The 11853-nt window shown below is 71.6% G+C and carries 11 protein-coding genes; 2 read left to right on the forward strand and 9 right to left on the reverse strand.

Annotated elements, in window-relative coordinates:
- Nucleotides 1-111 precede the first annotated feature (111 nt).
- The 3 genes from FB455_RS19340 to FB455_RS19350 are packed head-to-tail and all read right to left on the reverse strand — an operon-like array spanning nt 112 to nt 3904.
- Entirely contained in the window at nt 112-1011 is a 900-nt protein-coding gene (locus tag FB455_RS19340) for a sugar ABC transporter permease (protein ID WP_013283974.1), read from the reverse strand.
- Entirely contained in the window at nt 1008-2651 is a 1644-nt protein-coding gene (locus FB455_RS19345) for an ABC transporter permease subunit (RefSeq protein ID WP_145754438.1), read from the reverse strand. The genes FB455_RS19340 and FB455_RS19345 overlap by 4 nt, the downstream gene beginning before the upstream one ends.
- Entirely contained in the window at nt 2651-3904 is a 1254-nt protein-coding gene (locus FB455_RS19350) for a sugar ABC transporter substrate-binding protein (protein ID WP_013283972.1), read from the reverse strand. Before FB455_RS19350 ends, FB455_RS19345 begins: the two co-directional genes overlap by 1 nt.
- Nucleotides 3905-4103: 199 nt before the next feature.
- Here FB455_RS19350 and FB455_RS19355 point away from each other — a divergent pair, with 199 nt between their 5' ends.
- Both FB455_RS19355 and FB455_RS19360 read left to right on the forward strand, forming a co-directional pair.
- A complete protein-coding gene (locus FB455_RS19355) occupies nt 4104-5180 on the forward strand; it encodes a LacI family DNA-binding transcriptional regulator (RefSeq protein ID WP_013473959.1) in 1077 nt (358 codons plus the stop codon).
- A 266-nt stretch (nt 5181-5446) separates the two neighbouring features.
- Entirely contained in the window at nt 5447-7081 is a 1635-nt protein-coding gene (locus tag FB455_RS19360; protein WP_013473958.1) for a glycoside hydrolase family 13 protein, read from the forward strand.
- Between the two features lie 153 nt (nt 7082-7234).
- Here the strand turns inward: FB455_RS19360 and FB455_RS19365 are convergent, their stop codons facing one another.
- From FB455_RS19365 to FB455_RS19390, 6 genes are all read right to left on the reverse strand, one after another.
- Nucleotides 7235-7678, reverse strand: coding sequence for a hypothetical protein (locus FB455_RS19365; protein WP_030274101.1), 444 nt, complete (start codon nt 7676-7678; stop codon nt 7235-7237).
- A 73-nt stretch (nt 7679-7751) separates the two neighbouring features.
- Nucleotides 7752-8126, reverse strand: a complete 375-nt coding sequence (locus FB455_RS19370; RefSeq protein WP_030274100.1) for a GntR family transcriptional regulator — start codon at nt 8124-8126, stop codon at nt 7752-7754.
- Nucleotides 8123-9064, reverse strand: a complete 942-nt coding sequence (locus FB455_RS19375; protein ID WP_013283967.1) for a YhjD/YihY/BrkB family envelope integrity protein — start codon at nt 9062-9064, stop codon at nt 8123-8125. The genes FB455_RS19370 and FB455_RS19375 overlap by 4 nt, the downstream gene beginning before the upstream one ends.
- Nucleotides 9065-9120: 56 nt before the next feature.
- On the reverse strand, nt 9121-9708 hold the full coding sequence (locus tag FB455_RS19380; protein WP_013283966.1) for a 2'-5' RNA ligase family protein: 588 nt from the start codon (nt 9706-9708) through the stop codon (nt 9121-9123).
- Nucleotides 9709-9730: 22 nt separating this feature from the next.
- Nucleotides 9731-10756 carry a tryptophan--tRNA ligase gene (gene trpS, locus FB455_RS19385; protein ID WP_145754441.1) on the reverse strand — a complete coding sequence of 342 codons (1026 nt, stop codon included), beginning with the start codon at nt 10754-10756 and terminating at the stop codon, nt 9731-9733.
- A 33-nt stretch (nt 10757-10789) separates the two neighbouring features.
- Nucleotides 10790-11806 (reverse strand): hemolysin family protein, encoded by a 1017-nt coding sequence (locus FB455_RS19390; RefSeq protein WP_176739734.1) that lies wholly within the window; start codon nt 11804-11806, stop codon nt 10790-10792.
- Nucleotides 11807-11853: the final 47 nt, after the last annotated feature.

An 11853-nucleotide genomic window follows, 5' to 3' on the forward strand; every position in this document is an offset into this window, starting at 1 on the left:
GAGGGGGCGGGCACCCGCCGCGGTCGGTTCACCCGACCGCGGCGGTCCGCCCGAGAACCGCTCCGGTGTACGCCGACACGACGCCCTTGCCGCAGCGTGAGCCGAGGAGGCTCAGCCCTTGACCGCTCCGGAGGTGAGTCCGGAGACGATGTAGCGCTGGAGCAGTTGGAACACCAGCACCGTCGGGATCGCGGTGAGCAGCGTGCCCGCCGCGAACATCCCGAAGTTGTTGTTGCGCTCGCCCGCGACCAGGCCGAACATGCCGACCGCGAGGGTCTTCGACTCGGGTTCGGTGAGGAACACGTTGGCGATGATGAACTCGTTGATCGACCCGATGAACGCGAGCAGGCCGGTCACCGCCAGGATCGGCGCCACCAGCGGCAGCATGATCCGGAAGAAGACCTGCACGTGCGACGCGCCGTCCATGGTCGCCGACTCGTCCAGCTCCTTCGGCAGCGTGTCGAAAAAGCCCTTCATCAGCCAGGTGTTCGCGCCGAGCGCCCCACCCATGTAGAGCAGGAACAGGCCCCACGGGGTGTTGAACCCGATCACCGGGTAGAGGTCGGTGAGCGTGGTGAAGATCAGGAAGATCGCCACGATCGCCAGGAACTGCGGGAACATCTGGATCAGCAGCAGCGCGAGCAGGCCGACCCGGCGTCCGGCGAAACGCATCCGGGAGAACGCGTACGCCGCTAGCGACGACAGGAAGATCGACGCGAAGCTGGCCACGCCCGCGAGCAGCAGCGAGTTGAGGAACCAGTGGCCGAACGCGGTCTTGTCGAACAGGTTCGTGAAGTTCTCCAGCGACGCCCCGGTCGGCAGCAGCTCGGTGGAGGAGAGCGTGCCGAGCGGGTTGAACGCCGCCGAGATCACGAACAGGATCGGGAAGAGGCTGAACGCCACCGCCAGCACTCCGACCAGGTGCCGCCAGCCCACCTGTGCGAACCAGCGGCCGCGCGAGCGGCGGGCCGGCCGGCGGGTGGTCGTGGGCGTCTCCGCGATGGTGGTCACGAGTACACCTCCTCCTGCTTGCGGGTCCGCCGGAAGCTGATCGCCGACACCGTCGCCACGATCGCGAAGATGAAGATCGAGACGGTGGCGGCCAGGCCGAACTCGGCGCCCTGTGCGCCGAACGCGAGCCGGTACGTGTAGGTGATCAGCAGGTCGGTGGCGCCGTTGGTCGGGTTGTCCGGCGCGAACGGGCCGCCCTCGGTGGTGAACAGGATCGCGTTGACGTTGTTGAAGTTGTACGCGAACGACGCGATCAGCAGCGGCGACAGCGCCACCAGCAGCAGCGGCAGGGTGACCGCCCGGAACGACTGCCAGGGCGACGCGCCGTCGACCGAGGTCGCCTCGGTCAGCTCCCGCGGAATGGCCTGCAAGGCGCCGGTGGCGACCAGGAACATGTACGGGTAGCCGAGCCAGAGCTGCACCAGCAGCACCGCGATCCGGGCCGACCAGTTGCCGCCGAACCAGTCGACGTCCAGCCCGAACAGGTTGTTGAGCAGGCCGAAGTCGGTGTTGAACATGTCCCGCCAGATCAGCAGCATGGCGAACGACGGCATGGCGTACGGCAGGATCAGCACCATCCGGTACAGGTTGGTGCCGCGCATCCGGGGTGAGTGCAGCGCGAGCGCGATGGCCATGCCGAGCAGGAACGTCAGCCCGGTGGAGCCGATCGCGAACGCGAAGTTCCAGGCGAGCGTGCCGAAGAACGGGCCGGAGATGTTCGGGTTGGTGAGCACGGTGCTGAAGTTCTTCAGCCCGACGTCGACCTTCCAGCCCTGGGCGAGGCGCTCGCCGTCGGCGGCGACGAAGGAGCCGGACTTCTCGTCGGCGGTCCACGTCCTGCCGGTCTCGCTGTCCTTGACGCAGTCGCATCCGGCGTCGTACGCCCGGATGGCCTTGCCCTCGTACGCCCGGGTCAGGCCGTTGGAGCGGATGGCGCCCTCGTCGGTGGGCACGATGAGCGCGGTGACGGCGTCGCTGCGGTTGCTGGCCTGCCCGATGTTCAGCAGGGTGTAGCCGTCCGCCGCGGTGATCTTGCCGCTGAGGCTGCTCACCTCGACGTCGGCGGCGTCGAGCTTGCGCAGCCCGTCCGCGTCGCCGGCGAAGACGTCCTTGGTCTTCGGGTCGCTGAGCAGGAAGGTCAGGGCGCCGGTCGCCGGGTCGCCCTTGGTGGCGATGGTGAGGTTGTACTCGGTCGAGCCGGGCACCTGCTTCACCGAGGCGGTCTGCACGGCGACGATCGCGTCGTCCTTGCTGCCGCGGTGGCCGTCGCCGAAGTTCGTGAACGCGGTGCTCGCGGTGTAGAGCACCGGGAAGACCTGGAACGCGATCAGGAAGAGCGTGCCGGGGACCAGGTACTTGGCCGGGATGTGCCGGCGGCTCAGATAGAGGTAGAACAGGCTGGCGGTGGTGACCGCCAGGACGCCCAGCGCGAGCCAGTGCTCGGCCTCGATGAGCGGGAAGGCCGCCCAGATCGCGATCCCGGCCACCAGGCCGAGCAGGACCACCTTGACGACGAGGCCGGTCGCGGTGATCGGCGCGTGTTGCCGCGCGGTACGGGACGTGCGCGGGAGCCCACGGCGTACGGGCTCCCGGCCCGGGGCCTGCGGTGCAGACCCCGGGCCGGACAGCGGCGCGCTCATTACTTGATCTGACCCTGGATGGTCTTGCCGGCGGCCGTGATCGTCTTGGCCGGGTCGGCGCCGCCGATGATGGCGGCCTCCGCCTTGCCGAACGGGTCCCAGATCGCGGCCATGGCCGGGATCGCCGGGAGCACCTGGCCGTTCTTGCCGGCCTCGGAGAACTTGGCCAGGTCCGGGTCCTCGCCCTTGACCTGGTCGAAGGCGGCGGTCAGCGCCGGCGGGCGCGGCTCGGCCTTGTACAGCGCGACGGCCAGCTCGGGCTTGGTCACGTAGTTGGTGACGAACTCCTGGGCCAGGGCCTTGTTCTTGCCCTTGGCGGCCACGTAGAACGCCTGGACGCCCACGAACGGCTGGGCCTCCTTGCCACCGGCGAAGCCGGGGACCGGGGAGATGTCGTAGGAGATGTTGGCCTTCTTGGCGTCGGCCACGGCCCACGGGCCGGAGACCAGGAACGCGCACTTCTTGCCGGTGAAGGTGGCGATGGAGTTCTCGCCGGTGATGGAGCGCTTCAGCGCACCCTCGCCCTTCTCACCCAGCTTGGCGATCTTCTGGAAGGCAGCGATCGACTCCGGCTTGCCCACGCCCAGGTCCTTCGGGTCGTAGTCGCCGTTCGCCGCGGTGCCGAACAGGTAGCCGCCGCCCGAGGTGTAGAGCGGGTAGATGTGGTAGGCGTCGCCGTTCTGGCCGGACTGCAGGCACAGGATCTCGCTGGCCTTCTTCTCCGCCTTGAGCTTCTTGCCGGCGGCGACCAGGTCCTCGATCGTCTTCGGCGCCTCGGGGGCCAGCTCGGTGTTGCGGATCAGCGCGACGTTCTCGGTGGCGTAGGGCACGCCGTAGAGCTGGCCGTTGAACGTGACGGCCTTGATGGCGGTCTCGTTGAAGCCGGACTTCTGCTCGGCCGGGAGCTGCACCGGGTCGATGGCGCCGTTCTGGACCAGGTTGCCGATCCAGTCGTGCGCGCCGACCACGACGTCCGGGCCGCTGCCCTGCTGCGAGGCGGTGACGAAGTTGGTCTGCAGGTCCTTGGAGACGGCCTGGACCTCGACGGTCACGCCGTTCTCCTTGCCGAACTCCTCGGCGAACGGCTTGAGGGCGGCCGTGCGCTTGTCGTCGGCCCAGATGACCAGCTTGCCGCCGGTCGCCTTGGCGGACTCGCCGGCGGCCGGCTTGTCGTCGCTGCCGCTGTCACCACAGCCGGAGGCGGCGAGCGCCAGGCCGAGGACGGCGACCACACCCGCGGTACGGATGCGCATCGGTACTCCTGTCGTCATGGCGGCCCGCCGGGGGAAGGGCGGCCCGCCAGTGGAAACCTCTGAAAGTTCTTGCTGACCGGCGCCGAGATGCTGCGCCGCTGCTCTCGCATGTTGCGGGGACGTTAGCAAGAGGTTGCAGAGAATGGAAGGGCTTGCAGAAGTGTACGCAAGACTTTGCCGTTGGGCTAAAGTGCCGCACATGCGCGCTCGACTGTCCGACATCGCCCAACAGGCTGAAGTCAGCGAGGCCACGGTGTCGCGGGTGCTCAACGACCGCCCCGGTGTGGCCCCCGAGACCCGGCAGGCCGTCCTCACCGCCCTCGATGTGCTCGGCTACGAACGACCGGCCCGGCTGCGCAAGCGCAGCGCCGGGCTGGTCGGCCTGGTCGTGCCGGAGCTGGACAACCCGATCTTCCCGGCGTTCGCCCAGATCATCGAGTCCGCGCTCGCCCCCACCGGCTACACGCCGGTGCTCTGCACGCAGACGCCTGGTGGCGTCCGCGAGGACGAGTACGTGGAGATGCTGCTCGACCGGCAGGTCTCCGGCATCGTCTTCGTCTCCGGCCTGCACGCCGACACCGCCGCGGACCACGACCGCTACCGCACGCTGCTGGCCCGGCCGCTGCCGATCGTCATGATCAACGGGTACGCCCCCGGCATCCCCGCGCCGTTCGTCTCCTGCGACGACCGCGAGTCGGCGGAACTCGCCGTCGCCCACCTGGTCGCGCTCGGGCACCGCCGGATCGGCCTGATCACCGGCCCGGACCGGTTCGTGCCGGTGCAGCGCAAGGTCGCCGGCTACAAGGCCGCGATGGGGCGCCTGACCGACATCAGCGAGGACGAGCTGGCCGAGCTGACGGAGCTGTCGCTGTTCGGCGTGGAGGGCGGCGAGGCGGCCGCGGGCCGGCTCATCGAGCGCGGCGCGACCGGGCTGGTCTGCGGCTCGGACCTGATGGCGCTCGGCGCGATCCGGGCCGCCCGCCAGCGCGGGCTGTCGGTGCCGGGCGACATCTCCGTGGTCGGGTACGACGACTCCCCGCTGATGGCGTTCACCGACCCGCCGCTGACCACCGTGCGCCAGCCGGTCGCCGCCATGGCCGTGGCCGCGGTGCGGGCCCTGGTCGACGAGATCAACGGCCACCCCTCCCCGAACTCCGAGTACCTGTTCCGGCCCGAGCTGGTGGTACGCGGCTCCACAGCGGTGGCCCGCCCCGCCGACCCCCCGAAGCGCCAGCGCTCCGCCACCCCCACCCCGTCCCTCCCCATCCCCGCCTGACCCCACCCGCCCCTGAGCGGGGGCGATCATGAGGTTGGCGGGGACAAATCGGGCGACGAAGGCCGCCAACCTCATGATCGACGGGAGTCGGCGGGCGGTGAGGGTGGGTCGGCGTCCCGGGATTCGGGAGAGGGTGCCGGAGCAGCGGCGGGTGATGGCCGTCATTTCTTGCGCAAGGAATGCTTGACTCTTGCAGTGCGATGGCGGCATTCTGCTCAGACACCCTGCGCCGCACCAGAAGCCGCCACAGAACGGGATCGACACCGATGACCTCCGTCCCCAGCACCACCCCACGCACCGCCGACGACGACTGGTGGCGGTCCGCGGTCGTCTACCAGGTGTACGTCCGCAGCTTCGCTGATGCGAACGCCGACGGTGTGGGTGACCTCCAGGGCATCCGGCAGCGCCTGCCGTACCTGCGCGACCTCGGCGTGGACGCGCTCTGGCTGACGCCGTTCTACACCTCGCCGCAGGTCGACGCCGGCTACGACGTGGCCGACTACCGCGACGTCGACCCGCTGTTCGGCAACCTGACCGACTTCGACGAGATGATCACCGACGCGCACGCGCTCGGCCTGCGGATCATCGTGGACATGGTGCCGAACCACACCTCCAGCGCGCACCCGTGGTTCGCCGCCGCGCTGGCCGCCGGACCGGGTTCGCCGGAGCGTGAGCGCTACCTGTTCGCCGACGGCAAGGGCGAGCAGGGCGAACTGCCGCCGAACGACTGGGAGAGCATCTTCGGCGGTCCGGCGTGGACGCGCGTGGTCGACGGCCAGTGGTACCTGCACCTGTTCGACCCGGCCCAGCCCGACCTGAACTGGCGCCACCCGGAGGTGCGGGCCGAGTTCGAGGACGTGCTGCGCTTCTGGCTGGACCGTGGCGTGGACGGCTTCCGGATCGACGTGGCGCACGGGATGATCAAGGCCGAGGGCCTGCCGGACGTGGGCTTCAACTCGATGACCACCGGCCAGCGCCAGTCCGAGCTGCTGGGCAAGGGCCGGCTGCCGTACTTCGACCAGGACGAGGTGCACGACATCTACCGCGCCTGGCGGCCGATCCTGGACAGCTACCCGGGCGGCCGGATGGCGGTCGCCGAGGCGTGGGCCGAGACGCCGCAGCGGCTGGCCCGCTACATCGGCCCGGACGAGCTGCACCAGGCGTTCAGCTTCGACTTCCTCGACGCCACCTGGTCGGCCGACTCGTTCCGCAAGGTGATCGACACGGCGCTGGCCGAGTCCACGATCGTGGGCGCGCCGACCACCTGGGTGCTCTCCAACCACGACCGGCAGCGGCACGTCACCCGGTACGGCGACGGCGAGGTCGGCCTGCGCCGTGCCCGTGCCGCCGCGCTGCTGATGTTCGCGCTGCCCGGCTGCGCGTACGTCTACCAGGGCGAGGAACTGGGCCTGCCGGAGGTGCTCGACCTTCCCGACGAGCTGCGTCAGGACCCGGCGTTCCGGCGTACCGGGGAGAGCCGGGACGGCTGCCGCGTGCCGATCCCGTGGGGCGGCGAGCTGCCCCCGTACGGCTTCGGGCCGGACGGCAGCGAGCTGAGCTGGCTGCCGGCGCCGGCGACCTGGCGGTCGCTGTCGGTGACCGCCCAGACCGGGGTGCCCGGCTCGACGCTGGAGCTGTACCGGACCGCGCTGCGCACCCGGCACGAGCACCCGGCGCTGGCCGGCCTGGACGCCATCACCTGGCTGGAGACCGAGCCCGGCGTCCTGGCGTTCCGCCGCACCGCCGGGGACGCCGAGGTGACCTGCGTGGTGAACATCAGCGGCGCCGAGGTGACTGTGAGCGGCTACGGCCGCCCGCTCGTCGCCAGCGCCGAACTCACCGAGCGGGGCGACGGACACGTCCTGCCGGTGGACGCGGCTGCGTGGTTCGAACGGCGCTGAGCCGGGTAACCCGCCAACGACCTGGCCGTCCGTTGTGCCCCGCGCCGACGGGCGGCTGGGCTGCCGACCCCTTGTGGTGGGGGGTGAGGTGGCCCCGGCCCCTCGGGAGTCCGCTCCCGGGGGGCCGGCGTCCATCGGGGAGCGCGCGCGTCCTCAGCCGCCCTTGGCGGTGAGCAGCGCGGCGATCCGGGCGAACCCGGCCCGGATCTCCTCCCGGTCGGGCGCCTCCACCGGCTCGGGCTCCGGCTCGCGTTCGGCGGCCCGTTCCAGTTCCTCGTCGATGACGTCCTCGAAGTCGCCGTAGAGGTCCGCCTGGTCGATCTCGGCCGCCTCGTCCTCGGCGGCGATCTGCGCGGCCGCGATCTCGCCGCGGATCTCCTCCGGTGTGAGCGCCGGCAGCAGCGGCTCCACCACCGCCATCAACTGCTCGTCGGCCACCACCGCCTCGGCCAGCGCCAGCGCGTGCGGTCGCTCGTACGGGCCGCAGACCACCGGCTCCCAGTCGTCCTCGGCACCGAGCGGGCCGAACGTGATGATCCACGGCAGACTCCGGATCGGGGAGTCGTCCGGCAGGTCCAGTGTCACGAGTGCGCCCACCGGCCCATCATGGTCGCCGCACATCGGCCCGGGGAACGCATTCATCCGACTCTCCCCGCTTCGGGGACCACGCTCAGCCACGGGTACCGGCGTCCAGCGCCGCACGGACCAGCGCGACCGCCCGCTCCGGCGCGACACCCAGGCGACGCGCCTCGGCGGCGTACTCGGCGGCGGCCCGCTGCAGCCGGTCGGTGGCGTCGTCCCGGCCGGGGGCCACCACCGTGCCGTGCCGGCCGCGCGTCTCCACCAGGCCGGCGCCCTCCAGTTCCCGGTACGCCCGCGCCACGGTGTTCACCGCCAGCCCCAGGTCGGCGGCGAGCTGCCGCACGGCCGGGAGCCGGGTGCCCACCGGCAGCCGCCCGTCGCCGATGCGCGCGGCGAACTGCGCCCGCACCTGCTCGTACGGCGGCACCGCCGACTCGGCGTCGATCCGGATCCGCGCGCTCATCCCGCTCCCCCCGGTGTCCCCGGTTCCGTCTCCTCGTCGAGCACGTCCGCCTCCACGTCCACCTCCCGGGCACCGCCCTCGGCCAGGTCCACCACCCGGCCGTACCGGCTGGTGGCGGCGAGCGCGGCGCCGAAGAGCACCAGCTGGTTGAGCAGGTAGAGGTAGAGCAGCAGGCCCACGGCGGTGGCGACCACTGTGTACGCGGGGTTCCGCTCGGTGCGTACCACGTAGTAACGCCCCACGGTGTTCAGCAGGGTGATACCGACGGCGATGGTCAGGATCGCCGGGCGCAGCCGGCGCCGGCTCATCCGCAGCCGCGGCACTGCGAGCAGCAGCGCGGCGGCGAGCACGGCGTTGACGAGCACGCTCAGCAGCGCGCTGATCGTGGTCAGGCCCACCGAGCCGGTGCTGCGCAGCAGGAAGCGCAGCAGCGACTCCAACGCGTCCACGGCGGCGACCGAGACGAACAGCAGCACGAAGACCGCCACCAGCACGCCCAGGTCGACAAGCCGCCGCACCACGAGGTTGCCGGGCTGCTGGTTGAAGCCGTACATCAGCCGCTGCGAGGAGCGGATCGCCTCCACCCAGCCGATGCCGGTGAAGACCAGGATGACCAGGCCGACCACGCCGACGGTGCTGCTGCTCTCGGCGATCTGCACCGGGTCGAGGAAGGGCAGGTTCTCCTCCAGGAAGTGGGCCGCGCCGCGGCTGACCTCCTCGTTGTCGCGCAGCACCGCGCCGAAGATCCAGTACGCGACGAGCGCGAGCGCGAACACGGCGAAGAAGCCGTAGTACGCGATGGCGGCGGCGAGCCGCCCGGCGAGCAGGTCGGCGTAGAGCGTCCCGGCCCGCCAGACGTGGTCGAAGACCGACGAGCGGCCCCGGGCCGCGTCGATGCGGCGCCCCACCGCCGCCTCGATCCGGCCGAAGACGTTCACCCCGTCATCCTCGCCGATCTCCGCCCGTGGCGGAGGGGCCCCGGCCGGTCGGATGTTCAGCTCCGGCCGCCGAGCCGGAAGTCGCGGCGGGGCTGCCACCGGGTCGCCCCGCTGTGCGAGAACAGCGTGAACGCGTCCACCTGGAACAACGCGGAGAAGTCGGCCAGGTCCTCGTACGCCCTGTCGAGCACCTCGGGCGGCACGTCCTGCGCCACAGTGACGTGCGGGTGGTACGGGAAGCGCAGCTCGCGCCGCAGCTCGGGGGCCGAGTTGATCGCGGCGGCCAGCAGTTCGCACTCGCTGATCCCGGCCGCCACCGCCACGAACACCACCTGGGTGACCGGGCGGAACGTGCCGGTGCCGCGCAGGTGCAGCGTGAACGGCAGGTGCGCGGCGGCGACCCGGTCCAGGTGCTCCTCGACGGCGGGCAGCGCGCGTACCGGGATCTCGGTGGGCCCGAGGAGGGTGACGTGCGCGGGGACGGCGAGCGGGTCGCCGGCCTCGACCCGGCGGCGGGTGAGCAGCCCGCCCCAGGGCTCGGGGACGTCGACCGCGATCCCGATCTGGATCGTGTCCGCGCCGCCCGGCGCCGTGTCACTGCCCGCCACGTCGCGCGCCACCCCTCCGGCCACCGGCTGCGTCACCCGTTCCCGCCCGTCCGGGCCGTTACTCGAACCGCACCGGCGGGAAGAAGCCGACCCGCTCGTACGCGTCCCGCAGCGTCCCGGCGGCCACCGACCGGGCCTTCTCCGCGCCCCGCGCCAGCAGCTTGTCGAGCTGGGCCGGGTCGTTCAGGTAGGCGTTCGTGCGTTCCTGGATCGGCGTGACGAACTCCCGCACCACCTCGGCGAGGTCCTTCTTCAGGTCGCCGTAGCCCTTGCCGTCGTACGCGGCGACCAGGTCGTCGACGGACCGGCCGGACAGCGCGGAGTAGATCGTCAGCAGGTTGGTGATGCCCGGCTTGCCCTCGGCGTCGAAGACGATCTCGCGGCCGGTGTCGGTGACCGCCGAGCGGATCTTCTTGGCCGACCGGGCCGGGTCCTCCAGCAGGTCGATGATGCCGGCCGGCGAGGACGACGACTTCGACATCTTGGCCGTCGGGTCCTGGAGGTCGGTGATCTTCGCGGTGTCCTTCACGATGTGCGGGGAGGGCACTGTGAAGGTGCGTCCGAACAGCGAGTTGAACCGCTGCGCCAGGTCGCGGGAGAGCTCCAGGTGCTGCCGCTGGTCCTCGCCGACCGGCACCGCGTTCGCCTGGTAGAGCAGGATGTCCGCGGCCTGGAGGATCGGGTACGTGAACAGGCCGACGCTGGCCCGCTCGCTGCCCTGCTTCTGCGACTTGTCCTTGAACTGGGTCATCCGGCCGGCCTCGCCGAAGCCGGTGATGCAGCCGAGCACCCAGGCCAGCTGCGAGTGCTCGGGCACCTGCGACTGCACGAACAGCGTGCTGCGCTCCGGGTCCAGGCCGAGCGCGAACAGCTGCGCGGCGGCGAGCCGGCTGCGGCGCTTGAGCACCTTCGGGTCGTGCCCCGCGGTGATCGCGTGCAGATCGACGACGCAGTAGTAGGCGTCGTGGCTGTCCTGCAACGCCACCCAGTGCCGCAGCGCGCCCAGGTAGTTGCCGAGGTGGAACGAGTCGGCCGTCGGCTGGATGCCGGAGAAGACGCGCGGGCGGGCGGGTACGTCGGACATGGCGGCAATTCTGTCAGCAAGCCCCGGCGTCCGTCATGACGGGCCGGTGGATCGGGCGGGTACGGGCGGAAGCGGACCGTTCACCTCACGCCGGGGCTCGGGCAGCCGCGCGGCGGAGACCGCCAGGCGGGACACCCGCCGGCCGTCGAGCGTAAGCACCCGCAGCAGCCAGCCCGCCGGATCGGCGGGGACCGATCCGGTGGCCGGGTCGACAGCCACCGGCACCTCGTCGCCCGCCACGGGCAGCCGGCCCAGGGCGGCCATCACGTACCCGCCCACCGTCTCGTACGGCCCGGCGGGCAGCGGCACCCCGGTGCGCTCGGCGAAGTCGGTCAGGTTGAGCCGGCCGTCGACGACCGCGGGCAGGCCGGCGGGTTCCGGTTCGAGCGGGCCGTGCTCGTCGTCGCGGATCTCCCCGACCAGTTCCTCGACCAGGTCCTCGCAGGTGACGATGCCGGCGGTGCCGCCGTACTCGTCGACGACGACGGCCAGGTGGTGGCCCTCCCGGCGCATCTCGGTGAGCGCCGCCAGCACGCGTTTGCTGTCCGGCAGGCGCTTCACCTCCCGGATCAGGTCGCCGACCAGGAGCAGCCGGTCCGCGTCCGGGCGCAGCAGCACGTCCCGCAGGTGCACCAGGCCGACCACGTCGTCGTGGGTGCCGTCGACCACCGGGTAGCGGGTGTGCGGGTCGGCCCGGACCAGCCGCTGGGCCTGTGTCAGCGGGAGCGCCGCGCTGAGGAAGACCACCTCGGTGCGGGGCACCATCACCTCGCGGACGAGCCGGGCGCCGGCCACCAGCACCTCGTCGATGATCCGCCGCTCGTCCGGGTCGAGCAGCGTGTTCGCCGCGACCAGGTCCCGTAGTTCGGCCTCGCTGATCCGTTCCCGCCCGGCGGTGGGGCTGGCCCCGAGCAGGGCGGTCACCAGGCGGGTGGCGCCGTCGGCGCCGCGCACCACGAGACGGGCCACGGTGCGGGCCAGCGGGCCGGGTTCGCGTCGGGGCCGCCCCGACGGTCGCCGCCGGGGCCCGGGACCACCACCCTCCCGCATGAGAAGGATGGTAGACAGCGGCTACCCTACGCTCGGCCCGATGTTCG

The sequence above is a fragment of the Micromonospora sp. CNZ296 genome (assembly GCF_007827635.1).